The organism is Erythrobacter sp. A6_0, assembly GCF_017744235.1.
In the GTDB taxonomy this organism is placed as follows: Bacteria; Pseudomonadota; Alphaproteobacteria; order Sphingomonadales; family Sphingomonadaceae; genus Qipengyuania.
The window spans coordinates 113,396-138,709 of record NZ_JAGHQR010000004.1; the positions used below are offsets into that span (position 1 = coordinate 113,396).

Sequence of the window (25,314 nt, forward strand, 5' to 3'; positions counted from 1 at the left end):
ACAGGGCGTTGCATCGGGTGGCCGGACGGTGCGCCAGGCGGTGTGGGGCCGCATGGCTGGCCATTTCGGGCGGGTTTCGCTAGTCGCTCCGGCGAACGGGACGCAACCCCGAAATTTCAAGACAAGAGGCCGCCATCGTGACGACCGACAAGGACATCGCCGCTCTTACAATTCCCGAACAGCTTTTCATGTGGCTGAGGCTCCACATGATGGAGATCGCGGGCGCTTTCGCCGTTCTCGTGATCGGCCTGCTCTTGGCAGGATTGGTGTCGCGGTGGGCGCGTATCGCGCTCTCGCGCTCCTCCAAGCTCGATGCCACGGTCAGCCAGTTTCTCGCCAATCTGATCAAATATTCGCTCTGGGCGCTGGTCCTCGTCACCGTGCTCGCGCAGTTCGGCGTGCAGACGACCAGCATTCTCGCCGCGCTCGGTGGCATGGCGCTGGCGGTCGGGCTGGCCTTGCAGGGCACGCTGTCGAACGTGGCGTCGGGCGTGATGATACTGGTGCAGAAACCGTTCCGCGTGGGCGAGGGGATCACGGTCGGCGGGATAACCGCCGTGGTACAGGATATCGGCCTGTTCACGACCGAGCTGAAGCAGTTCGACGGCCTGTTCGTGATGATTCCCAATTCCGAATTGTGGAACCAGCCGATCGTCAATTTCAACCGCCACCCCACGCGCCGCTTCGAGCTGATCGTTGGCATCGGTTACGACGACAGCATGCAGGAAGCGCGCGAGGAATTGCTGAAGCTGGCCGAGGCGGACGAGCGCGTCCTGCCCGAACCGGCGCCTGCCGCCTACGTCGCTTCGCTCGACGACAGTTCGGTGGGAATCGGACTTAGAGTCTGGTGCGCGACGGGGGATTATCTGGGGCTCAGCTGGGATCTGACCGAACAGGCCAAGGCGCGCTTCGATGCGAAGGGCATCTCGATTCCCTTCCCGCAGCGCGAGATCACGACCAAAGCAGCCTAGGGGGCCGTCAGCCCCAGCCGGTCGCGGGCGGTCCAGCGCCAGATCAAGAGCGCTGCCGCCACGGTCAGCCCGGTGGCGAGGCCGATCCAGACGCCCACGCCTTCCAGCGGCGTGAAGAAGCCGAGCACCACCGACGTGCCGATCCCCGGCACCCAATAGGCGAAAGCCGCGATCCACATCGGCACGCGCGTGTCCTGAAGGCCGCGCAGAGCGCCCGCCGCCACGGCCTGCATCCCGTCGAACAGCTGGAAGGCGGCGGCGATCACGATATAGGTCAGCGCATAGCCGATCAGCACCGCATTGGCCGGATCCCAGGGATCGACATAGATCGCCAGCAGGTATCGCGGCGCGATAATCATCGCGAGCGCGGTGAGCCCCATGAACCCCGTCCCGATCGCGATCGCGGCCCAACCAGCGCGCTTCATCCCTTCCGGATCGCGCGCACCGTAGAAATAGCCCACCCGGATCGTCGCCGCCTGACCCACGCCGAACGGCACCTGAAAGGCGAGCGCCGCGATCTGGAGCGCGACCGTGTGCGCGGCCAGTTGCGCGGTGCCGATATTGCCCATCAGGAAGGCTGCGGCACCGAAAATGCCCGCCTCGGCGGTGATGGTCAGCGCGATCGGCGTCCCGATGCGCACGATCTGCCGGAACCGCTCCCAGTCCGGCGCCCACCAGCGCCCGAAGATGTGATAGCGATGCAGGCGCGGGTCGAGCCGGATCGCGGCGATATAGGCAGCCAGCGTCGCCAGCGCCGTGATGATCGTCGCCACGCCCGCACCCTTCAGCCCCAGTTCCGGCGCGCCGAGATGGCCGAAGATGAAGGCGTAATTGGCAAGCGCGTTTACCCCGATCCCGGCGGCCGTGATCAGCGTCGCCAGAATCGGCCGGTCGAGCGCGGAGACGAAGCTGCGCAGCACGTTGTTGAACAGCATCGGCACGAGCGACCAGACGATCACCGTGTTGTACTCGTTCGCCAGCCCGACGATCTGCGCGTCCTGGCCCGTCGCGCGCATCAGCGGGCCGAGCAGCAGGCATAGCCCCATGCCGAGAATGCCGCTCATCAGCGCCAGCCAGAGCGCCATGCGGATGCCGCGCCTGACGGGACGCAGTGCCGGAGCGCGCGCGCCCAGATCGGCGGCGATCACCGGAGCCACCGCGCCGGTCAGCCCGCTCATTGCCCACAAAATCAGGCCGAACAGCGCCACGGCCAGCGCGGAGGCGGCCAATTGTGCCTCGCCCAGCCGCGCGATGAAGATCACGTCGACCGCATAGGTCAGCATCTGCAACAGGTTCGCCGCCGCCAGCGGCCAGCTCAGCCGCAGCGTGGCGGCGAATTCGCCGCGCCAGCCATCTCTGCCGCCGAGGACTTCGGGAGGCAGGGGCGAGGGGGAGGACGTGGTATCCATGACAGTGCGTGCCGCCCGGTCAGGACAGCCGCACCGGATAGGGAGGCGCCCCGATCAAGGCAATCGCTGGCTTGTGCGCGCTTCAGCTTCGGGCAAGATGCGATGCAGCAGAGGCACACCCGTTCCAGCACAGGGGTCCCCCGCACGATGCGCCTTTCCTTCCTCGCCGCCGCTCTCGCGATCGGTCTCGCCGTTCCCGCGCAGGCAGGCGAAGTCTTCGGCGGAGTCTACGCCCACGCCGTCGACACGCCCTTCACCTTCGACACGGGCGAGGGCGGGGCGGATGTCCAGATCGGCGTGCGCAGCGAGCCGATCGAGGCCCTGCGCGTCATCGGCAAGCCGTCCGCCCATGTCTTCGGATCGCTCAACAGCGAAGAGGGCGGCACCGATTTCGTAGCCGCCGGTCTGTCCTGGAAGGTGGATGCGGGGCCGGTCTATATCCGCCCCGGCGTGGGCCTCGCGCTCCACAACGCGCCGGACCTGCGCGTCGACCCGGCAACCCGCATCCGCACCGATCTGGGCAGCCGCGTGCTGTTCGAACCCGAGATCGCGATCGGGACGAACCTGTCGGAGCGCGTCTCGATCGAGGCGAGCTGGGTCCACATCAGCAATGCCCGCCTGTTCAGTCGCGAGCAGAATCCCGGCATCGACATGATGGGCGTTCGGCTGAACTGGAAAATCTGAGAGAGTTTCGACGCGAAAACAGAGGCGTGCCACGCAATCGAAGGAACCGGTCAGACGGTTTGCGGTTGTATCCGCGTCGGCGCGCGTATGGTCGCATGCCGGAAGTAACTCGGAGAGACGCCATGAAGAAGTTCGTAACCATGCTCGCGCTGGGCAGCTCGATCGTCCTGTTGTCCGCCTGCAACACCGCACGCGGCGCCGTCAACGACGTCGAATCGGTTGGCGATTGCGTCGACGGCGTCGAAGGCAATTGCTGAGCCGACGCGAAGCGTAAGCTTTATAAAAAAAGGCGCTGCCCATCGGGCGGCGCCTTTTTTTATTGTGTCCGCACGGCTGGGCCTCATCCTCATCGAGAGCGGACAAACGAAAAGGGCGGCGCCTTGCGGCACCGCCCTTTCCTGTGTCTCGCAAAAGCGATCCGAAGATTACTTGAGTTCGACCGTGCCGCCAGCGGCTTCGATCTTGCCCTTGATTTCTTCGGCTTCCGCCTTGTTGACGCCTTCCTTGATCGGCTTCGGCGCGCCTTCGACGAGCGCCTTGGCTTCGCCCAGGCCCAGACCGGTGATGGCGCGGACTTCCTTGATGACCTGGATCTTCTTGCCACCGTCGCCGGTCAGGACGACGTCGAATTCGTCCTTTTCTTCGGCTGCGGGGGCATCGCCACCGGCGGCGGGGCCGGCCACGGCGACGGCAGCGGCGGCGCTAACGCCCCACTCTTCTTCCAGTGCCTTGGCAAGCTCGGCGGCTTCCATGACGGTCAGTTTGCTCAGTTCTTCGACAAGCTTGGCGATATCGGCCATGATGTTTCACTCCAAAATTTCAGTTGGGACACAGGCGTCCCGAGTACATGTTGCTTCTGCGGTAAATCGCTTACGCCGCTTCCTTGGCACCATAGGCACCGAAGACGCGTGCGAGCATCGATACGGGTTCCTTGATCGTGCGGACGACCTTCGTCGCCGGCGCATTGACCAGACCCACGATCGTACCACGCAGCTCGTCGAGCGACGGCATCGAGGCGAGTGCCTTGACCCCTGCTTCGTCGAGCACGCTCGCCCCCATGGAACCACCGACGATTTCGAGCTTGTCGTTGGTCTTGGCGAAGTCCACCACGACCTTCGCGGCCGCGACCGGATCTTCCGAATAGGAGAGGGCCGTGGGGCCGCTCAGATATTCGTCGATACCGGTGTAATCGGTGTCCTTCAGGGCGAGCTTGGCGAGGCGATTTTTCGCAACCTTGTAGGTCGCGCCCGCTTCACGCATCTTCTGCCTCAGTTCGGTGGACTGGGCCACCGTCAGGCCGAGGTTGCGGGTGACGACCACCACGCCCGCCTCGTTGAAGACTGCGTTGAGCTGGGCGACCGCGTCGGCTTTCTGCGAACGATCCATGCCATACTCCTTCACAATGTGCGCCGCATGCTAGGCCTTTTGGGCAGGCCATGCGGTTGGCACGATGGCCGCTCGGGATGGCTCCCGCACGGCCGGCTCATATTCGCCCATGCCGCTGATCGGCACGGACATGTCCATTGATGGGGAAGGAGGGCCGTTCGCTGCTCTGAGCGAAACATGCCTGACGGCCATGCGCGAAGGCATTGCCGATTGAAATCTCGTTTCCCCGCCTAGGCTGGAAATTAAGACCGGCAATTCCGGCCACCAACTGTCTCGGACGGCTGAACGCCGGATGCCTTGTCGCCTAAACGAAAAGGCCCGCCGTTCGAGGGCGGGCCTTTAGCGTTCCGGGCTGTCGAGTCAAGGACAAGCGTGTCTGCCGCTCGTGTCCTGACCCGATCCTGCCGAGCCGATTACATCGGCGTTTCGGCGGTGTCCGGCGTATCGGCCATCGCTTCGTCGGCCATCATGCCGTCTTCGCCCATGGCGTCGTTCGCCATGCCGTCCGTGGACATGGCATCGTCGGCCATTGGCGTTTCGCCGGCGACCGGGGCGGTCATGCCCTGATCCATCGGCTCGACCGCGGCGGGCTCCATCGAGGTGGTGTCGGTGCCGTCGACTTCCTCGGCCGATTCGCCACAGGCGGCGAGCGAGAGGGCGAAAGGCAGGGCGGCGATAAGGGCAATCTTCTTCATGGTAATCTCCGAGAAGGGTCCGAGGCATCGGTCGTGCTTCGGGTGAGTCTACAGGCCATGAAATCGCCATAATCGACGAAGGTTCCGAGACGCCCGGTGCATCGCCCGGCGCAGGGACAGGAAAAAGGACAAAGAAAAAGGGCCCAACCTCGGTGGCGGGGGCCCTTTTTCAGTACCGTCCGTAGGGATCGGGCGGAGCCGAACTCCGCCCGAAAGCCGCTTACATCGGGGTTTCGGTCGCTTCCGGAGCGGGGGTTTCGGCCGTCATGCCGTCTTCCATCATGCCGTCTTCCGCCATGGGGGTTTCGCCCGCCATCGGGGTTTCGGCAGCCATCGGCTCGGTGGTCATGGTTTCGGTGGTCATGGTCTCGGTGGCCATGGGCTCTTCGACGGTGTCTTCCGCGGCGTTGTCGCAAGCGACGAGGCCGAAAGCGAGCGGCAGAGCAATGAGAGCGAACTTCTTCATGATTTGATTCCTTTGCCGGTTAGGGCGCGCCGAAATGGCTTGCCGCGATTGGCCGTCACATTATCGCCTTATTTGAGATTCGTGCCAAGAGGAATTTTACCTGCCGGTAAGAAATACTCATGCGGGCGCAGCCTCCTTCGCGGAAAGACGAGCGGGCGTCAGGTCCACCCCCTTGCGCCTGGCAGCGCGGCGCGCAGCGAGTGCGCTCGATCCGGCGATCGTCAGCGCGAGAAAGCCCACCACCAGCGAATCCGCGATCATCAGCGCCCAGTCGAGCCCGGAGGGAGCCCAGACGACCGCCAGGATGGCCAGGCCGTAATGCGGGATCATCAGGGGCACGAAGCCCGCGACGAACAGACCGAGCGCGTACCAGAACGAACCGTTCATGATGGCGACCGAACGGACGGGACCGATCCGCGCATTGCCGAGCGCCCAGGCCACCGTCCAGACGGTCAGATAGATCATCGCCACCTGAAGCACGATACCGGTCCCGGCATCCACGATCGGTCCGCCAAGGCCCAGCGGCGCGAGGAGATCGGGACCGAACAGCGACCACCAGGCCTGGATCGCGGAGAGAGCGAATACGACCAGCCACAGTCCGATGGCGGGCCATTCGATCCGCACGGCGCGCGCCGCATCGCCGAGCAGCAGGTAGCGGACGAACCAATAGCTCGGCAGTCCGATCGCCAGCGTCTTGGCGAAGCCGAACCAGAGCCGCACCGGATCGCCCTCCGCCGCCTTCGCGCCTGCCTCGTTCAGATACATCCCGGCCTGTATCTCGACGACGTGCTGCGCCATTTCCACGAGCACCGGAATCAGGAACAGCAGCGGGAAGGCCAGAGCGAAACGCCCCGCATTGCGATAGATTGCCTTGATGTCGGCCCACATGATGTCATTCCCCCTCGTCATGGGCGAGCAGATCGCCCGGTTGGCACTGCAGCTCGCGGCAGATCGCATCGAGCGTGGAAAAGCGGATCGCCTTCGCCTTGCCGGTCTTCAGGATCGACAAATTGGCAAGCGTCAGGCCGACCCGGTCGGCCAGATCGGTCAGTGTCATGCGCCGCTCATGCAGCAGCTCGTCGAGCTTGACCCGAATGGCCATCAGATCGTGCCCTCCAGATCGTCGCGCATGATCGCGCCTTCCTTGAAAATGCGCGCCAGGATGAGAAGCAGCGGCACGGCAAACCAGCCGGTCAAAGAGAGCGACCAGCCGAGATATTCGCCGCTCGTCTCGCTCGCCCAGATGGAGACCTGACCGAAGGCGAGATCGACCAGATTGATAGCGAGCAGCGCCCAGGCGATGATGGCGAGGCGTTTGGCATTGGTTTCGGTAATGGCCGCGCCCGCCTGCGTATCGCGAAGCATGGCGATAAGCCAGGTGAAGATAAGGTGAGCGGCTCCCACGACGGCGAACACGCAGACGCAAGCGAGCTTGAGCCACAAGAACAGGGCGTCGACCGAGCGCGGACCTTCGAGGGCCCGCTCGAACGTCGAACGGAACTGATCCGGGGCGATCACCATCAATGCCAGCAGCAGGGCGAACAGCGCCCCCATGATCCAGTTCAGCCAATTGGCTGCCCGCAACACCCAGATCGCCACCTTGATCATGATCGAACCCCGCCTCGAATCTTTTATCGAAATTCGATATGGCCGAGCTCGACTTTATCATCAATCGATAAATCGCATATCGTTTTGCGGCGAGATGGCGTGTCACACGTGTCAACGCCCGGCCCTCTTGCGGGCCCGCCATTTCAGGCCCGAAGGTTGTCGCCCGCCGGTTGACCCCCGGTGCCCCGCCCCCTATATGCTGCCCCGACCGCACGCTTCGAGCGAGTCCGATTCATGCGCGGGAATCGGGACCAGGATGGAAGCGGCGTTTCCATATCGCGACGCTTGAAAAGAGCTGCAGCTGTCGGCCCAATCCCGATCCCGGGGAGGGTTGACGATCCGCTGCGGCTTGTTCGCGTCGGCATGGTTTCTTCAGCGCGAGAGTTGAATTTGCGGCCTCCCGTCCAGGGCAGGCCAGGCATTGCTAGAAAAGGCGAGAGCACCCTTATGGCTACCAAGGCGAAGGCCCCTCAGAACAAGGCCCCCCATGCCAAGGCATCGGGCACCGCGAAGCGGCGCATCCGCAAGATCTTCGGCGACATCCACGAGGTCGTCGACATGCCGAACCTGATCGAGGTGCAGCGCGAGAGCTACGAGCAGTTCCTGCGCTCGAACAAGGAGATCGATTACGTCTCCGGCCTGGAAAAGACCCTGCGCAGCGTCTTCCCGATCCGCGACTTCGCCGGCACCGCCGAACTCGACTTCGTCAATTACGAGCTCGAGCCGCCGAAATACGACATCGTCGAATGCCGCCAGCGCGGCATCACCTATGCCGCCCCGATGAAGGTGACCTTGCGCCTGATCGTGTTCGAGGTGGATCAGGAAACCGAAACCCGCTCCGTGCTCGATATCAAGGAGCAGGACGTCTATATGGGCGACATGCCCCTGATGACGGGGAACGGCACCTTCGTCATCAACGGGACCGAGCGCGTCATCGTCTCGCAGATGCACCGTTCGCCGGGCGTCCTGTTCGATCACGATCGCGGCAAGACCCACAGCTCGGGCAAGCTGCTGTTCGCGGCGCGGATCATTCCGTATCGCGGCTCGTGGCTCGATTTCGAATTCGACGCCAAGGACATCGTCAACGTGCGTATCGACCGCAAGCGCAAGCTGCCGGTCACTTCGCTGCTGTTCGCGCTCGGCCTCGACAATGAGGATATTCTCGACGTCTTCTACGAAAAGAAGACCTGGGAACGCGCCAAGGACGGCTGGAACATTCCGTTCGTGCCCGAAGCGTGGCGTGGCCACAAGCCCGCTTTCCCGCTGATCGACGCCAAGACCGGCGAAGAAGTCTTCAAGGCCGGCGACAAGATCAGCCCGCGCGCCGCTAACAAGGCGGCCAAGGACGGTCTCGAAACGCTGCTGCTGCCGACCGAGGAAATCTTCGCTCGCTACGCCGCGCGCGACATGATCGACGAGAGCACGGGCCGCATCTACATCGAGGCGGGCGACGAAGTCTCTCCCGAGAACCTCGAAAAGCTCGATGCCGCGGGCATCGACCGGATCGACCTGCTCGACATCGACGACGTCAACACCGGCCCGTGGATGCGCAATACGCTTGCAGCCGACAAGGCGGAAAACCGCGACGAAGGTCTGGAAGCGATCTACAAGGTCATGCGTCCGGGCGAGCCGCCGACCAAGGAAACCGCCGAAGCGCTGTTCGAAGGCCTGTTCTTCGATGGCGACCGCTACGACCTCTCGGCCGTCGGCCGCGTGAAGCTCAACATGCGCCTCGACCTCGATGCCGAGGACACCGTTACTACGCTGCGCAAGGAAGACATCCTCGCGGTGGTGAAGGAGTTGGTGAACCTTAAGGACGGCAAGGGCGAAGTCGACGACATCGACAATCTCGGCAATCGCCGCGTGCGTTCGGTGGGCGAGCTGCTGGAAAACCAGTACCGCGTCGGCCTGCTGCGCATGGAGCGCGCCGTGAAGGAGCGCATGAGCTCGGTCGATGTCAGCACGGTGATGCCGAACGATCTCATCAACGCCAAGCCCGCCGTGGCTGCCGTGCGCGAGTTCTTCGGCTCCAGCCAGCTTTCGCAGTTCATGGACCAGACCAACCCGCTGTCGGAAGTGACGCATAAGCGCCGCGTCTCCGCGCTCGGGCCGGGCGGTCTGACGCGTGAGCGTGCAGGCTTCGAAGTCCGCGACGTTCACCCGACCCACTATGGCCGCATCTGCCCGATCGAGACGCCGGAAGGCCCGAACATCGGTCTGATCAACTCGCTTTCGACCTTCGCGCGCGTCAACAAATACGGCTTCATCGAAACGCCGTATCGCGTGGTGACGGACAATAAGGTCACCGACGAGGTCATCTACCTGTCCGCGATGGAAGAGCAGAAGCACACCGTCGCGCAGGCGTCCGCCGAACTCGACGAGAATGGCGGCTTCGTGGAAGAGCTGGTCTCCGCGCGCCAGAGCGGTGACAACCTCATGGCGCCGCGCGAAAACATCACGCTGATGGACGTCAGCCCCAAGCAGCTCGTCTCGGTCGGTGCCTCGCTCATTCCGTTCCTGGAAAACGATGACGCCAACCGCGCGCTGATGGGCGCCAACATGCAGCGTCAGGCCGTTCCGCTCGTGAAGGCGGAAGCGCCCTGGGTCGGCACCGGCATGGAAGAGACCGTGGCGCGCGATTCGGGCGCCGCGATCACCGCGACGCGCGGCGGCGTGGTCGACCAGGTCGACGCGACCCGCATCGTGATCCGCGCCATCGGCGAGGTCGAAGCCGGCCAGTCGGGCGTGGACATCTACACGCTGCAGAAGTTCCAGCGTTCGAACCAGGATACCTGCATCAACCAGCGTCCGCTGGTGAAGGTGGGCGACGCGGTCGAAGCTGGTGACATCATCGCCGACGGTCCCTCGACCGATCTCGGCGAGCTGGCGCTGGGCCGCAACAGCCTCGTCGCCTTCATGCCGTGGAACGGGTACAATTACGAAGACTCGATCCTGATCAGCGAACGCATCGTGAAGGATGACGTGTTCACCTCGATCCATATCGAGGAATTCGAAGTCATGGCTCGCGACACCAAGCTGGGCCCGGAAGACATCACGCGCGACATTCCCAATGTCGGCGAGGAAGCGCTGCGCAACCTCGACGAGGCGGGCATCGTCTATATCGGCGCCGAAGTGCATCCGGGCGACATCCTGGCGGGCAAGATCACGCCGAAGGGCGAAAGCCCGATGACGCCGGAAGAAAAGCTTCTGCGCGCCATCTTCGGCGAAAAGGCCAGCGACGTGCGCGACACCTCGCTCCGCCTTCCGCCGGGCGTGGCCGGAACGGTTGTCGAAGTTCGCGTCTTCAACCGCCACGGCATCGAGATCGACGACCGTACGCGCGCGATTCAGAACGAGGAAATCGAACGTCTCCGCAAGGACGCGGCGGACGAACGCTCCATTCTCAACCGCGCGACCTACAACCGCCTCAAGGACATGTTGCTCGGCCAGACGGCTTCGGCGGCGCCCAAGGGCGTGAAGAAGGGTTCGGAAATCGACGAGGAGCTGCTCGAAGGCGTCGATCGCCACGAATGGTTCAAGTTCGCGGTGGCCGACGACAATCGCCAGACCCAGATCGAAGCGGTGAAAACCCAGTACGATCAGGCGGTCAAGCTGATCGACGACAAGTTCGCCGACCGTAAGGAAAAGCTCGAGCGGGGCGACGAACTGGCACCGGGCGTGCTCAAGATGGTCAAGGTGTTCGTCGCGGTGAAGCGCAAGCTGCAGCCGGGCGACAAGATGGCCGGCCGCCACGGGAACAAAGGCGTCATCAGCCGCATCCTGCCTGCCGAGGACATGCCGTTCCTCGAAGACGGGACGCCGGTCGATATCGTGCTCAACCCGCTGGGCGTGCCTTCGCGCATGAACGTCGGTCAGATCTTCGAAACCCATCTCGGCATGGCGGCCCGCAATCTGGGCATGCAGATCGGGACGGCGCTGGAAGACTGGAAGGCCGCCAATCCCAACGCGGCGGAGGACTATTCCAAGGCCAAGCCGCCCGAAGCGGTCGTGGATCGCCTCAAGGACGTCTATGGCGAGCAGTATCACGACGACATCGACAACCGGTCGGTGGAAGAAGTGGTCGAACTCGCCGGAAACCTGCGGGCGGGCGTTCCGATGGGCACCCCGGTGTTCGACGGCGCGCGCGAGAGCGACGTGACGATCCAGCTGGAAAAGGCCGGGCTCGACAGCTCGGGCCAGTCGGTCCTCTACGATGGCCGCACCGGCGAGGCATTCGACCGCAAGGTGACCGTGGGCATCATCTACATGCTCAAGCTGCACCACCTTGTGGACGACAAGATCCACGCCCGTTCGATCGGTCCGTACTCGCTCGTCACCCAGCAGCCGCTGGGCGGTAAGGCGCAGTTCGGCGGCCAGCGCTTCGGTGAGATGGAGGTCTGGGCGCTCCAGGCCTACGGTGCGGCGTACACGCTGCAGGAAATCCTCACCGTGAAGTCGGACGACGTGATCGGGCGGACCAAGGTCTACGAAGCCATCGTCAAGGGCGACGATACTTTCGAGGCGGGCATTCCGGAGAGCTTCAACGTGCTCGTCAAGGAAATGCGCAGCCTGGGCCTCAATGTCGAGCTCAAGAACCTGGCCGACGACGAGGACGACGACGGACTGGCGATCGCAGCAGAATGATCGGGGCGGGGCGGTCGCCGGATGGCCGACCGCCCGCCTCCACCGCCCCTGATTTATCCCTCAAAGGGAATTGAGACATGAACGAACTGACCAAATTCACCAACCAGCTCGCGAAGCCCGAAACCTTCGACGAGATCCAGATCGGCATCGCCAGCCCCGAGCGCATTCGCTCGTGGAGCTTCGGCGAAATCAAGAAGCCGGAAACGATCAACTACCGCACGTTCAAGCCCGAGCGTGACGGCCTGTTCTGCGCGCGTATCTTCGGTCCGGTGAAGGATTACGAGTGCCTGTGCGGCAAGTACAAGCGCATGAAGTACAAGGGCGTCGTCTGCGAAAAGTGCGGCGTCGAAGTCACCGTCACCAAGGTCCGCCGCGAGCGCATGGGCCACATCGAACTGGCCGCGCCGGTCGCGCATATCTGGTTCCTGAAGTCGCTGCCTTCACGCATCGGCCTGCTGCTCGACATGCAGCTCAAGCAGCTCGAGCGCGTGCTGTATTTCGAAAGCTACATCGTCACCGAGCCGGGCCTGACCCCGCTCGAGAAGTTCCAGCTGCTGAGCGAGGACGACCTCCTCGAAGCGCAGGACGAATACGGCGAAGACGGCTTCACCGCCGATATCGGCGCGTCCGCGGTCAAGACCATGCTGATGGATCTCGACCTCGAGCGTGAGCGCGACGATCTGATGGAAGAGCTTGCGACCACCAAGTCCAAGCTCAAGCCCGCCAAGATCATCAAGCGCCTGAAGGTCGTCGAAAGCTTCATCGAATCGGGCAATCGCCCCGAATGGATGATCCTCGAAGTGATCCCGGTCATCCCGCCGGAACTGCGCCCGCTGGTCCCGCTCGACGGCGGCCGGTTCGCGACGTCGGATCTCAACGATCTCTATCGCCGCGTCATCAACCGCAACAACCGTCTGAAGCGCCTGATCGAACTGCGCGCGCCCGACATCATCGTGCGCAACGAAAAGCGCATGCTGCAGGAAGCGGTCGACGCTCTGTTCGACAACGGCCGTCGCGGCCGCGTCATCACGGGCGCCAACAAGCGTCCGCTGAAGTCGCTCAGCGACATGCTCAAGGGCAAGCAGGGCCGCTTCCGCCAGAACCTTCTGGGTAAGCGCGTCGACTATTCGGGCCGTTCGGTCATCGTGACCGGGCCGGAACTCAAGCTGCACCAGTGCGGCCTGCCCAAGAAGATGGCGCTCGAACTGTTCAAGCCGTTCATCTACGCCCGCCTCGACGCCAAGGGTCTTTCGATGACTCTCAAGCAGGCGAAGAAGTGGGTCGAGAAGGAGCGCAAGGAAGTCTGGGATATCCTCGACGAAGTCATTCGCGAGCACCCCGTTCTCCTGAACCGCGCACCGACGCTTCACCGTCTCGGCATCCAGGCGTTCGAACCCGTCTTGATCGAGGGCAAGGCGATCCAGCTTCACCCGCTGGTCTGCGCCGCGTTCAACGCCGACTTCGATGGCGACCAGATGGCCGTGCACGTTCCGCTGAGCCTTGAGGCGCAGCTGGAAGCACGCGTGCTGATGATGTCGACCAACAACATCCTCTCGCCCGCCAACGGCAAGCCGATCATCGTCCCCTCGCAGGACATGGTCCTGGGTCTCTATTACCTGTCGATGGAACGGCAGGAGAAGACGCCCGAATTCGTCGAGAACGACAAGGGCGAGAAGGTCGAAAAGCTGCCCATGTTCTCGGACATGGCCGAAGTGCACCAGGCGCTGGAGACCAAGCAGGTTTCGCTCCACACCAAGATCCTCGCCCGCGTTCCGCAGGCCGACGAGAGCGGTGCCATTTCGATGCAGCGCTTCGAGACGACCGCTGGGCGCATGCTGATCGGCGAATGCCTGCCCAAGAACCACAAGGTGCCGTTCGATATCGTCAACCGTCTGCTGACGAAGAAGGACATCGCCGACGTGATCGACGAGGTCTATCGCCACACCGGCCAGAAGGACACGGTGCTGTTCGCCGATGCGATCATGACGCTGGGCTTCCGCCACGCGTTCAAGGCCGGCATCTCGTTCGGCAAGGACGACATGATCATCCCCGAAAGCAAGGTCGGGATGGTCGAGGAGACCAAGTCGCTCGTCGCCGATTACGAGCAGCAGTATCAGGACGGCCTGATCACGCAGCAGGAGAAGTACAACAAGGTGATCGACGCCTGGAGCCGTTGCGGCGATCAGGTGGCGGAAGCCATGATGGACGAGATCAAGTCGCAGCCGATCGACGATGACGGCAAGCAGGCACAGATCAACTCGATCTACATGATGTCGCACTCCGGTGCGCGTGGTAGCCCCGCGCAGATGAAGCAGCTCGCCGGTATGCGCGGCCTGATGGCCAAGCCGTCGGGCGAAATCATCGAGAACCCGATCATCTCGAACTTCAAGGAAGGCCTCAACGTCCTCGAATACTTCAACTCCACCCACGGCGCCCGCAAGGGTCTCGCGGATACGGCGCTGAAGACGGCGAACTCGGGCTACCTGACGCGCCGCCTGGTCGACGTGTCGCAGGATTGCACGATCGTGGTCGAGGACTGCAAGACCGAGAATGCGCTCGACATGCGCGCCATCGTTCAGGGCGGTTCGGTGATTGCTTCGCTCGGCGAACGTATTCTGGGCCGCACCTTGGCCGAGGATGCGGTGAACGCCGCCACCGGTGAAGTCATCGCCAAGGCCGGCACCCTGCTCGACGAACCGATGGTCAAGGCCATCGAGGAAGCCGAAGTTCAGGTCGCCAAGATCCGCTCGCCGCTGGTCTGCGAAGCCGAACAGGGCGTTTGCGCGACCTGCTACGGACGTGACCTTGCACGCGGTACGCCGGTCAATATCGGCGAGGCCGTGGGCGTCATCGCCGCGCAGTCGATCGGTGAGCCGGGCACGCAGCTGACCATGCGTACCTTCCACATCGGCGGTGCGGCGCAGCTCAACGAAACCAGCCACCTGGAAGCGGTGTCGGCCGGTAAGGTCGTCTATCGCGACATGCCGACCATCACCGACAAGCGCGGTCGTATCCTCTCGCTCGCCCGCAATGGCGAGCTGGCGGTGATCGACAGCGAAGGCCGCGAGCGTGAAATCCACAAGGTGCCCTACGGTACCATGCTGATGCACAAGGATGGCGAGCAGGTCGAAGAAGGCGGTCGTCTGGCGGAGTGGGATCCGTTCTCGCTTCCGATCATCACCGAGCAGTCGGGTGTGGTCCGCTTCCAGGATCTGGTCGAAGGCTCGACCCTGGAAGAGCGCGTCGACGATGCCACCGGCATTGCCCAGCGCGTCGTGACCGAAAACCGGGCGACCGGCCGCAAGAAGAAGGAAGAGCTGCGTCCGCGCATCACTCTCTTCAACGAAGCCGGGGACGAGACCGAGGCCGCGCGCTACATGCTGGCGCCGGGCACCACGATGTCGGTTGAGGACGGCCAGCAGGTCGAAGCGGGCGACATCCTCGCCCGTGCCAGCCGCGAAGCCGCCAAGACCCGCGACATCACCGGCGGTCTGCCGCGCGTCGCCGAACTGTTCGAGGCGCGCCTGCCCAAGGACATGTCGGTCATCGCCAAGATTTCCGGCAAGATCGAATTCGTCCGCGAATACAAGGCCAAGCGCAAGATCGCGATCGTCCCGGAAGAGGGTGATGCGGTGGAATACCTGATCCCCAAGACCAAGGTGATCGACGTGCAGGAAGGCGACTTCGTGAAGAAGGGGGACACCCTGATTTCCGGTTCGCCCAACCCGCACGACATCCTCGAAGTCATGGGCGTCGAAGCGCTGGCCGAGTATCTCGTCAACGAAATCCAGGAAGTCTATCGACTCCAGGGCGTGAAGATCAACGACAAGCACATCGAGACGATCGTTCGTCAGATGCTGCAGAAGGTCGAGATCACCGATGGCGGCGACACTACGCTGCTGCCGGGCGAACAGGTCGATCGCACCGAAATGGACGAGTACAACGCCAAGCTGGGCCGCAACAAGAAGAAGGCGGAAGGCACGCCGATCCTGCTCGGGATCACCAAGGCGTCGCTCCAGACCCGTTCGTTCATCTCGGCGGCGTCGTTCCAGGAAACCACGCGCGTGCTCACGCAGGCCGCGGTCGAAGGCAAGAAGGACACGCTGATCGGTCTGAAGGAAAACGTGATCGTGGGCCGTCTCATCCCCGCCGGAACCGGCGCGGGCATGAACCGGATGCGCATTACCGCCTCCAGCCGCGATGCCGCCCTGCGCGCCCAGTGGAAGAAGGCGCAGGAAGCGATCCTGGCCGCCCAGACTGCCGACGAGGAACGCGAAGCCGAACTCGCTCAGGATGCGGATGCGGCGATCGGCGACGATCCGCTGGCCCGGATGGAAGGCGAAACGCACGGCACCGATGCCGATGCGGGCGAATATCTGAACGAGGAAGCCGCCGACGGCGAATAAGCCGCGACTCGCGTGTTTCTCTTGGAATTGGCCCCGCCGGAGCGCCCCTCCGGCGGGGCTTTTTCGTTCCGGTCGGCGGCCTTTTTCAGACTGCCGTGCCTATCGTATTGATTTCCTATATAATTTGTTAAATGATCACTCGGTATCGATTGGGTCGCATCGATTCCGGGCAGGGAGAGCCTTTGGAAGTGCGATTGGATGACCGACTCGATTCGGCCAGGCGCGGCAATGCTCCCGGCGGATCGGTCACGGAGGCGTCTAGTGGGGTGCAGGGTGACGCAAATTCGCGATAGCGCGGCGCTCGTTCGGGAGCGGCGCTTGCGGGCGGCCACTGCAGCGGGGTCGTTCTCGCAGATCGCGACGGGTCTCTCGGCCGTCATACTCGCCGCCACGTTCTACGGCTTCGTGCCCAATGCGATACTTTTGGCGTGGCTGACGGGGGCAGCGTTCCTGTTCGCGACTCGCTTCGTGATCATTCGGGGGTGCGATGCGGACCTGCTCGACGATCGGCAGATACGGACACAACTTGCGCGCCTAGTCGGATCGAAAGCTGCTACATCCGTTTTCTGGGCTGCGAGCTTCGTGCTTTTCGCCGGGTATGCAGAGGGGGAACGCCTCGCTCTGCTGATCCTGATAGCGGCGCTGATCTTCGTCGGAACCATCCTGCTGCACCGCGGAGTACCGCGCGCGAGCATCGTCCACCTCGTCGCGACGACGATCGGCATCATCCTGAGTGCGCTGGTAGTGGCCGGCCAGGAAGCAGTGTGGGTCGGTCTTTTGATCGTGCCCTATGCAGTGGTCCTCTTCCGCTTCACGATCATGCAGGATCGCGCCTTTGTCGAAGAGGTGCACAACGAGATAACGCGCCAGGAAAGCGAGCTTACGGTCCGCCTCTTACTCGACGAATATGAGACGCAGGCACAGGATTCCCTGTGGTCGGTCGGCCCGCGCGGCCGATTGCGGGACGTCTCGCAACGGCTTGCCAATTTCGTCGGACAGGACATCGATGCGCTCGAGGGCATGCCCTTCGCCGACCTGTTCCTCGAAGGATCCCATCGTACGCGTCTGCTGGATCTGCTGACCAACCGGACGCCGTTTCGCGACGAGATCGTGAAGCTCGAAATACAGGGCGAAATTCGCATCTGGCGGGTCAGCGGTCGCCCGCGGTCGGACGGATACGTCACCGGCGTTCTCCGCGACGTTACGGAAGCGCTGCGGACCGAAAAACGTGTGCATTATCTCGCAATGCATGACGACCTTACAGGGCTCGCCAATCGGCATGCGCTCAATGAGCATTTGCGCGGCAAGATGGGCCTTCTCGCAAAACAATCCCGAAAAATCGCGCTGTTCTATCTCGACCTCGACGATTTCAAGGCCATCAACGACACCTACGGGCATCGGACTGCCGACGCGATCCTGTGCGAAGTTGCCAAGCGTCTGAAGGCCCAGCTGCGGGAAGCGGATCTCGTCGCCCGGCTCGCTGCGGACGAATTCGCGATCATCATCGAAAGCGCGCTGGGCGATGGTATGCTGATCGAACGCGGGCATCGCTTGCTCGATGCCGTGCGCCAGCCCTTCGTGATCGAAGGGCGTCAGATTGCCGTGTCGGGCAGTGTCGGCATCGCCCGCTGTACCGAGGAAGCCTGCGAAGCTGAGGAACTGGTCCGGCGGGCCGATCTCGCGATCGTCGCCGCAAAGACGAAGGGCAGGGGGCAACTCGCCCTGTTCGACCACGCCCTCGATGCCAGGGTTCAGCAACGTCGCCGGACCGAACAGGAATTTCGCACGGCTCTGGATACAGGGGGCTTGCGCGTCCATTATCAGCCGGTGATCGACATCGGGACGGGGCGCACGGCGGCGTATGAGGCGTTGGTTAGGTGGGACCATCCCGAACGCGGACTCCTGGGCCCGGACGAATTTCTCGGAGTTGCCGAAGAAACCGGCCTGATCGTCCAGATGGGCGAATTCGTCATACGCCGCGCCCTCAGCGAAATGGCCGCCTGGAAAGGCGATTTTCGTATTTCGATCAATCTCTCACCCAGCCAGATCCGCTCGGTCGATCTTCTTCCCACCATCGCCGAGGCGATTGCTGACACCGGGATCGATCCCCACCGGATCGAATTCGAGATTACGGAACACGTCATCCTTCAGGCCGACGATACCGCCGCCGCGACTCTCAGCCGCCTGCGCGCGTTGGGGGTCAAGATCGCGCTCGATGATTTCGGGACCGGCTATTCCTCGCTCAGCTACCTGCGCCGCTTCCCCTTCGACCGGATCAAGATCGATCGCAGCTTCGTGAAGGATTTGACCACCAGCGCCTCGGCCCGCGCGATCGTGAGCACCGTCATCGCATTGGGGCGGAGCTTGGGTATGGAAGTCACTGCCGAAGGGGTGGAAGACCGTACTCAATTGCATATCCTGAATGAATTGGGCTGTGACGAGGCGCAGGGATATCTCATTCTCGAACCGGTCGCGGCACCCGAACTCGATCGCGCACGCGCCGATCTGGGTGCCGACAGGGATGACGGCGTGCTCGACTATGCCGCCGCGCGCGAGGCGATCCTGCGGAGGCGCAAGCAAGCCGGCTGACCTGCTCGCTCCATTCGCGGGGACAGCGCTGCGCTCTCGCCAGGTCCGCGGCCATCGGCTATCGGCAGTGGCGATGACCTCTGCCAACACCACCGTAACCCGCTTCGCCCCGTCCCCGACCGGGCGCCTCCATGTCGGCAACATCCGAACCGCGCTGCACAATTGGATGTTGGCGCGAAAGGCGGGCGGGCGCTTCCTGCTGCGGATCGACGACACCGATGCAGAGCGCAGCCGCGAAACCTATGTCGAGGCGATCCGCGACGATCTTGCCTGGCTCGGCCTCGAGCCCGATGGAGAGGAGCGTCAGTCCGAGCGGCTTGCGCATTACGAGGCGGCGTTCGAGGCCCTGAAGGCGGATGGCCGCGTCTACCCCTGCTACGAAACCGCGCAGGAGCTGGAGCTGAAGCGCAAGATCCAGCTGGGCCGTGGATTGCCGCCCATCTACGACCGCGCGGCGCTGTCCCTGAGCGAGGAAGATCGCGCGGCGAAGGAAGCCGACGGAATCGCGCCGCACTGGCGCTTCAAGCTCGATCACGACACGCCGATCGTGTGGGAGGACGGCGTGCGCGGGAGGCAGAAATTCGACGCCGCACAATTGTCCGACCCCGTGATACGTCGTGCCGACGGCTCGTGGCTCTATATGCTGCCGAGCGCTGTCGACGACCTCGAAATGGGCGTGACCAACGTGCTGCGCGGCGAAGATCACGTTTCCAATACTGCCGTTCAGATTCAGATGTTTACCGCACTCATTGCTGCGCAGCATAATGGCTCGTCAACGATGCCCGATTTCGCGCACGAGGCTCTGTTAGTGGGGAGCGAGGGCAAGCTGTCGAAGCGCCTCGGCTCGCTCGGTTGCGATGCGTTTCGCGAGCGGGGGATAGAGCCGCAGGCGCTGGTAGCACTGCTTGCGCGGCTGGGCACCGCGCTCCCCGTCGAGCCGATTGCGGATCGAGACTTACTGATCGAGAGCTTCGACCTTGCGACCTTCGGCCGCGCTCCGGCGCGCTTCGACGATGGCGAGCTCGATCGTATCAACGCGGCGCTGGTTCACAAAATGGAGTATCGCGACATTGCCCACCGACTGCCTGAAGGGATGGACGAGGCGGGGTGGCATGCGGTGCGGCCCAATCTCGAGAAAGTCGGTGATGCGGCGGCGATCTGGCAGTTGGTGACCGGCCCTGTCCCGGTGCCCGACCTTCCGGAGGAGGATCGCGACTATTGCGGCCTGGCGGCAGGGGCACTGGAATGGACGGACGATCCGTGGCGGTCGCTCACCACTCGGCTGAAGGAAGAGACCGGGCGCAAGGGTAAATCTTTGTTTCTTCCCCTGCGTTTGGCCTTGACCGGACAGGCATCGGGACCCGACATGGGCGAATTATTGCCGCTGATCGGTGAGGATGCGGCGCGCACCCGCTTGGAGGCTGCGGCACGCGGCGCCTAGGAAATAGCGCTTAAGGGGCGAGGGAGAGCCATGATCGGAAACGCCCTGAGACCCCGCCTCGGCTGGCTGACCGATCTCACGGCGGGCGGGCTGGTCAAGGATATCATCGCCGGTCTGATCCTCGCCATCCTGCTGGTGCCGCAGGCAATGGCCTATGCGCAGCTGGCGGGCCTCCCACCGCAGACCGGTCTGTTCGCCGCCCTGTTGCCGCCGGTCATCTATGCGGTCTTCGGCACCAGCAATTTCGTGTCGATGGGTCCGGTCGCGCTGGTTTCGCTGGTCGTGGCCGAGGCGGCGGGCAATGCTCCCGTTCCGCCCGAGACCGCTGCCGCCGTGATCGCGATCGAGGCGGGACTGGCGCTGGCGCTGTTGGGCGCGCTCGGTCTTGGCCGACTGGTGAATTTCATCAGCGAGCCGGTCCTGCTCGGCTTCACCGCGGCCGCCGCTTTCCTGATCGCGGCGAGCCAATTGCCGACGCTGATCGGCGTCGAAGCGCCGCGCGCGGGCAATCTGCCGACCGCGCTCGAAGGGCTGTGGAACGGCCTCGGCGGCTTCAGCCTTGCGACCACGCTGATCGGGCTCGCCAGCCTTGTCGCGCTGCTGTTCATCAACCGCTACGCGGCTGCGATTCTCTGGAAGCTCGGCCTGCATCCGCCATTGCGTCAGGCCGTGGCGAAATCCTTGCCCTTCGCCGTGATCGTGGCCGCTGCCTTCGCAGTGTCGCAGATCGCCGCGCCGGTCGCCACGGTGGCGGCGGTGGAGCGCGGCCTGCCAAGCCCGCCCTGGCCGCTCGGCGGACCGGCGCTCTGGCTGGCGCTGCTGCCCAGCGCGCTGGCCGTGGCGGTGATCGTGTTTGTTACCGCGACCGCCGTCGCCAAATCGCTTGCCGGGAGCAACCGCAGCCATCTCGACACCAGTCGCGAAGCGGTGGCGCTCGGCTTCGGCAATATCGCCGCCGTGGCGACGGGCGGTTATGCAGTCGGGGCCAGCCTCAGCCGATCGGCGCTCGTCGAGGATAGCGGAGCGCGCAGTCCGCTCGCGTCGATCGTCGCATCGATGGTCGTGCTCGCAGTGCTGCTGTTCCTTGCGCCTTATCTCTCGCTGCTACCACGTACCGCGCTTGCGGCGCTCGTCATCAGCGCGGTCTTCGGCCTGATCAAGGTGCGCGACATCCGGCAGATCTTGGCACACGATCGGATCGAGGGCGCGATCGTGGCCGTCGCCTTTCTCGCCACGCTGATCTTCGGCGTGCGGCTGGGCCTCGCCGTCGGCGCGGGCGTGGGCCTTGCGCATTTCCTCTGGTTCTCCTCGCTGCCGCGGGTCACCCGCGTCGGCACCGATGATGGCGGCATGTCCTTCCGCTCGGTCGATCGCGATGCGGTGATGATCGACACGCTGCCCGTCCTGATCGTGCGGATCGACCGCTCGATCTATTTCGGCAATGCCGCTTATTGCGAGGACGAAATCTTCGCGCGCATCGCCCAGCACGAGGAAGTGACCTGCCTCGTCATCGACATGCGCGCCGTCAACGGTGTGGATGCGAGCGGCGCGGCGATGCTGCGGCGGCTGACCGAACGCCTGCGCGAAATGGGCATCATGGTCCGTTTCGCCGAGGCGCATGAGCCGGTCCACAGCGCGCTCCAGTCGCTCGATCCCAATATCTGCTGCTTCCACCGCACGGTGCAGCACGCGATGGAGGAATGCGGCGCGCCGGTCGACGAGACGATCGCGCCGACCTGACGCATGGGGCCGGGGCGCTTACTTCTGAAGCGCGCGATCCGTATCGTAATTCTGCAATTCGTCGCCGCTCAGAGTGACGACATGCAGCAGATTGGTTGCCCCCGGCGTTCCGAACGGCACGCCCGCCAGCGCGATCATCTTGTCGCCGCCTTCGCCGAAGCCGTGGCGCAGCGCCATGCGCTTGCCCTTGGCGATCATCTCTTCGAAACTGCCGATATCCTTCGTCGCCACGGCGTGCGCGCCCCATAGCAGGCCCACGCGCCGCGCCGTCGCCATCGAAGGCGTCAGCACCAGCATCGGCACCGAAGGCCGCTCGCGCGCAACGCGGCGCGCGGTCGATCCCGATCCGGTGAAGACGGTGATCGTCTTGATCGAGACGGTGTCGGCAATGGTCATGCAGGCATGGCTGAGCGCATCGGCAGTGGTCCGGTCGGGCGGCGTGTCGAGATAACGGACGCGGCCCAGATAGGCCTCGTCCCGTTCGACCTGGATGGCGATCTTGTCCATGATCGTGACCGCTTCTTCCGGCCAGTCGCCCGCGGCAGTTTCCGCCGACAGCATGATAACGTCCGCCCCGTCATAGACCGCATTCGCGACGTCGGAGACTTCGGCACGGGTGGGGGCCGGGCTCTCGATCATCGATTCGAGCATCTGCGTCGCCACGATCACCGGCTTGCCCGACAGGCGCGTCGCGTTGACGATCTGCTTCTGCAGAGGCGGAACCTCCTGCGGCTCCAGCTCGACGCCCAGATCGCCGCGCGCCACCATGACACCGTCGGACTGTTCGACGATTTCGGCGAGGCGGCGCACCGCCATCGGCTTTTCGATCTTGGCACAGAGCGCCCCGCGCCCGCCCATCAGCTTGCGTGCTTCGGCCAGATCCTCGGGCCGCTGGACGAAGCTGAGGCCGATCCAGTCGACCCCCTGTTCCATGGCGAAGGCGAGATCCTTGCGGTCCTTTTCCGTGAGCGCAGGGATCGGAACCTCGGCATCGGGTACGTTGACGCCCTTGCGGTCGGAAATCACGCCGCCGACTTCGGCGGAACACAGGATTTCGTCTTCGTCCGCCCGGATCACGCGCAGGCGGATCTTGCCGTCATTGATCAGCAGGCGCTGGCCCTTTTCGAGCAGGCCGAACAATTCGGGATGGGGCAGCTGGACGCGCGTCTCGTCGCCCGGCTCGGGATTGCGGTCGAGCGTGAAATGGCCCGAATGGCGGATCACCGCCTTGCCGCCCTTGAACGTGCCGACGCGCAGCTTCGGCCCCTGCAGATCGGCCAGGATCGCGATGGGACGTGCGAATTCCTTTTCCAGCGCGCGGATCGCGCGGATCGTCTCCCCATGGACGGAATGCTCGCCATGGCTCATATTGACCCGGAAGGCATCGGCGCCGGCCTTGAACAGGCGCCGCAGCATGTCGGGATCGCGGCTCGCCGGGCCGATGGTGGCGAGGATTTTCACCTTCCGCGCGCGCGGATCGAATTTCTGGATCGTCATGCTGAACGCCTATGCCACCCCCGTGTTGCAAGACAAGGAATATGCCCCTTCATGGATACGAATACCAAGACCGACGCGCTCGACGCGCTTCCCGACGATGTCGCCGCCGCGGCCTTTCGCCGCCTGGTGCGCCATCTGCGCCATCGCCACGATGCCCAGAATATCGACCTGATGGGTCTGTCTGGCTTCTGCCGCAATTGCCTCGCCGACTGGATCCGCGATGCGGGTTATGACGGCGACAAGGAGCAGGCGCGCGAAGTGATCCACGGAATGCCTAGCGGTGAATGGAAGGCGGCCCGCCAGTCGCCGGCGACCGAGGAGCAGCTGGCACGGATGAAGGAAAGCGTGGCGAAGAACGCGGGATAAATCTCAGCGCCTGGCGCGGAATAATCCGAACCGCCCACTTCACCCCCGCCGCGCCTCTGGCTATCGAGCCCGCAACCGATCCCGAATCACACTGGAGTACACGAGATGGCCGAAGCCACCGACGACCGCCTGCGCCTGCTGATCGAGCGCATCGAACGCCTCGAGGAAGAAAAGAAGGGCATCGCCGACGACGTTCGCGACGTTTACGCCGAGGCGAAGGCGGTGGGTTACGATCCCAAGATCATGCGCCAGATCGTGCGCCTCAGAAAGATGAAGCCCGACGATCGCAGCGAACAGGAAATGATCCTCGACACCTACAAGGCCGCGCTCGGCATGGGGTGAGGCGGCGCGGCCGGAAGCCCTGCCGCAGGCAAAGCTCGACGAAGGCCCCCGCGTTCGAGACGAGTGACGGAACTTGTGCGCGGTGCCTCCGCTTGAGTGGGTAGAACCCCCAGGCGGAGCCCGAACCATGACCGAACTGAAGAAAACAGACAGCGCCACTTTTATCGAACCGATCGCAGAAGAGCCGCGCATGCCCGGCCACGAAAGCGAGATGGACCGTAAGCCCGAATGGCAGCCGCGCTATCCGGGGTCGGGGCGGATGAAGGGCAAGGTTGCGATCGTCACCGGCGCGGATAGCGGGATCGGGCGCGCCACCGCCGTGCTGTTCGCGCGCGAGGGCGCACAGATCGCCATCGCCTATCTCAGCGAAGATGACGATGCAACGAAGACCAAGGAATTGTGTGAGGCGGAAGGCGCGGAAGCCTTCATCTTTGCCGGCGATCTCGGCGACAAGGCGGTCGCCGACGCTCTGGTCGCCAAGACGATCGAGCGGTTCGGCCAGCTCGATTGTCTGATTCAGATCGCGGGCGAGCAGCATCCCGACAAGGACGTGACAGACATCACGCCCGAACAATTGCAGCGCACCTTCCAATCGAACATCTATTCGATGTTCTACATGGTTCAGGCAGCGCGTCCGCATTTGAAGCGCGGCGCCACCATCGTAAACTGCACATCGATCACGATGTATGAAGGCCAGCCGATCCTGCTCGATTACAGCTCGACCAAGGGTGCCATCACCGCGTTCACGCGCTCGCTGTCGCAGAACCTGATGGATGACGGCATCCGTGTGAATGGCGTCGCGCCGGGCCCGATCTGGACGCCGCTCAACCCGTTCGGGGGCCAGCCGAAGGACAAGATCGACGATTTCGGCAAGGGATCCCCGATGGGCCGGGCGGGAGAGCCGAACGAGGTCGCACCCTGTTTCCTGTTCCTCGCCTGCGAAGACAGCTCCTACATGTCGGGCCAGGTGCTGCATCCCAATGGCGGCAGCGTCGTCGGCGGTTGACCGTGCGCTGCGTATTACTTATCTAATACACGAAGCGAAGGAGGAGGATCGGATATGGCAGGCC

Annotated in this window: 20 protein-coding genes; 11 read left to right on the top strand and 9 right to left on the bottom strand. The window is 63.8% G+C overall.

The annotated features are described in order from the left end of the window. The first annotated feature begins 137 nt into the window (after window positions 1–137). The gene (locus J7347_RS11730) at window positions 138–971 is read left to right on the top strand and encodes a mechanosensitive ion channel domain-containing protein (protein WP_348521619.1); all 834 of its coding nucleotides are present in this window, start codon (window positions 138–140) and stop codon (window positions 969–971) included. Here J7347_RS11730 and J7347_RS11735 read toward each other — a convergent pair. Then, the gene (locus J7347_RS11735) at window positions 968–2,380 is read right to left on the bottom strand and encodes an MATE family efflux transporter (RefSeq protein WP_209162278.1); all 1,413 of its coding nucleotides are present in this window, start codon (window positions 2,378–2,380) and stop codon (window positions 968–970) included. The two genes, J7347_RS11730 and J7347_RS11735, sit on opposite strands and share 4 nt — an antisense overlap. A 147-nt stretch (window positions 2,381–2,527) precedes the next feature. Between J7347_RS11735 and J7347_RS11740 the strand changes: the two genes are divergently transcribed. Together J7347_RS11740 and J7347_RS13455 are read left to right on the top strand one after the other, a co-directional pair. After that, a complete protein-coding gene (locus J7347_RS11740) occupies window positions 2,528–3,064 on the top strand; it encodes an acyloxyacyl hydrolase (RefSeq protein WP_209162279.1) in 537 nt (178 codons plus the stop codon). 122 nt (window positions 3,065–3,186) lie between these two features. Continuing rightward, window positions 3,187–3,321 (top strand): hypothetical protein, encoded by a 135-nt coding sequence (locus J7347_RS13455; RefSeq protein WP_255362961.1) that lies wholly within the window; start codon window positions 3,187–3,189, stop codon window positions 3,319–3,321. Between the two features lie 168 nt (window positions 3,322–3,489). On the opposite strand, the gene rplL is transcribed toward J7347_RS13455, so the two are convergent. From rplL to J7347_RS11775, 7 genes are all read right to left on the bottom strand, one after another. Next, window positions 3,490–3,864, bottom strand: a complete 375-nt coding sequence (rplL, locus tag J7347_RS11745; protein WP_067680291.1) for a 50S ribosomal protein L7/L12 — start codon at window positions 3,862–3,864, stop codon at window positions 3,490–3,492. Window positions 3,865–3,934: 70 nt separating this feature from the next. Beyond that, window positions 3,935–4,450, bottom strand: coding sequence for a 50S ribosomal protein L10 (gene rplJ / locus J7347_RS11750; protein ID WP_067680294.1), 516 nt, complete (start codon window positions 4,448–4,450; stop codon window positions 3,935–3,937). A gap of 413 nt (window positions 4,451–4,863) precedes the next feature. Further along, window positions 4,864–5,145: a hypothetical protein gene (locus J7347_RS11755; RefSeq protein WP_209162280.1), complete on the bottom strand. Its 282-nt coding sequence runs from the start codon at window positions 5,143–5,145 to the stop codon at window positions 4,864–4,866. A 220-nt stretch (window positions 5,146–5,365) separates the two neighbouring features. Further along, the gene (locus J7347_RS11760; protein ID WP_067680300.1) at window positions 5,366–5,611 is read right to left on the bottom strand and encodes a hypothetical protein; all 246 of its coding nucleotides are present in this window, start codon (window positions 5,609–5,611) and stop codon (window positions 5,366–5,368) included. A 117-nt stretch (window positions 5,612–5,728) separates the two neighbouring features. Continuing rightward, a complete protein-coding gene (locus tag J7347_RS11765) occupies window positions 5,729–6,520 on the bottom strand; it encodes a hypothetical protein (RefSeq protein WP_209162281.1) in 792 nt (263 codons plus the stop codon). Next, window positions 6,504–6,713, bottom strand: coding sequence for a helix-turn-helix transcriptional regulator (locus tag J7347_RS11770; RefSeq protein ID WP_067680306.1), 210 nt, complete (start codon window positions 6,711–6,713; stop codon window positions 6,504–6,506). Before J7347_RS11770 ends, J7347_RS11765 begins: the two co-directional genes overlap by 17 nt. Next, window positions 6,713–7,219: a DUF2975 domain-containing protein gene (locus J7347_RS11775; RefSeq protein WP_209162282.1), complete on the bottom strand. Its 507-nt coding sequence runs from the start codon at window positions 7,217–7,219 to the stop codon at window positions 6,713–6,715. Before J7347_RS11775 ends, J7347_RS11770 begins: the two co-directional genes overlap by 1 nt. 447 nt (window positions 7,220–7,666) lie before the next feature. On the opposite strand from J7347_RS11775, the gene rpoB reads away from it, so the two are divergent. From rpoB to J7347_RS11800, 5 genes are all read left to right on the top strand, one after another. Next, complete coding sequence (gene rpoB / locus J7347_RS11780; protein WP_209162283.1) at window positions 7,667–11,863, top strand: DNA-directed RNA polymerase subunit beta; 4,197 nt, start codon at window positions 7,667–7,669, stop codon at window positions 11,861–11,863. Window positions 11,864–11,940: 77 nt separating this feature from the next. Further along, window positions 11,941–16,269 (top strand): DNA-directed RNA polymerase subunit beta', encoded by a 4,329-nt coding sequence (gene rpoC, locus J7347_RS11785; RefSeq protein WP_209162284.1) that lies wholly within the window; start codon window positions 11,941–11,943, stop codon window positions 16,267–16,269. Between the two features lie 273 nt (window positions 16,270–16,542). After that, window positions 16,543–18,858: an EAL domain-containing protein gene (locus tag J7347_RS11790; protein WP_209162285.1), complete on the top strand. Its 2,316-nt coding sequence runs from the start codon at window positions 16,543–16,545 to the stop codon at window positions 18,856–18,858. 73 nt (window positions 18,859–18,931) lie between these two features. Continuing rightward, complete coding sequence (gene gltX, locus J7347_RS11795) at window positions 18,932–20,299, top strand: glutamate--tRNA ligase (protein ID WP_209162286.1); 1,368 nt, start codon at window positions 18,932–18,934, stop codon at window positions 20,297–20,299. Window positions 20,300–20,329: 30 nt separating this feature from the next. Then, entirely contained in the window at window positions 20,330–22,039 is a 1,710-nt protein-coding gene (locus tag J7347_RS11800; protein WP_209162287.1) for a SulP family inorganic anion transporter, read from the top strand. Window positions 22,040–22,057: 18 nt separating this feature from the next. Here J7347_RS11800 and pyk read toward each other — a convergent pair whose 3' ends face one another. After that, on the bottom strand, window positions 22,058–23,536 hold the full coding sequence (gene pyk, locus J7347_RS11805; RefSeq protein ID WP_209162288.1) for a pyruvate kinase: 1,479 nt from the start codon (window positions 23,534–23,536) through the stop codon (window positions 22,058–22,060). Window positions 23,537–23,587: 51 nt separating this feature from the next. Here pyk and J7347_RS11810 point away from each other — a divergent pair, with 51 nt between their 5' ends. From J7347_RS11810 to J7347_RS11820, 3 genes are all read left to right on the top strand, one after another. Continuing rightward, entirely contained in the window at window positions 23,588–23,902 is a 315-nt protein-coding gene (locus J7347_RS11810; protein ID WP_209162289.1) for a DUF1244 domain-containing protein, read from the top strand. A gap of 105 nt (window positions 23,903–24,007) precedes the next feature. Beyond that, on the top strand, window positions 24,008–24,244 hold the full coding sequence (locus J7347_RS11815) for a DUF2312 domain-containing protein (protein ID WP_067678053.1): 237 nt from the start codon (window positions 24,008–24,010) through the stop codon (window positions 24,242–24,244). A gap of 190 nt (window positions 24,245–24,434) precedes the next feature. Then, window positions 24,435–25,250 (top strand): SDR family oxidoreductase, encoded by an 816-nt coding sequence (locus J7347_RS11820; protein ID WP_245174086.1) that lies wholly within the window; start codon window positions 24,435–24,437, stop codon window positions 25,248–25,250. Window positions 25,251–25,314 lie beyond the last annotated feature (64 nt).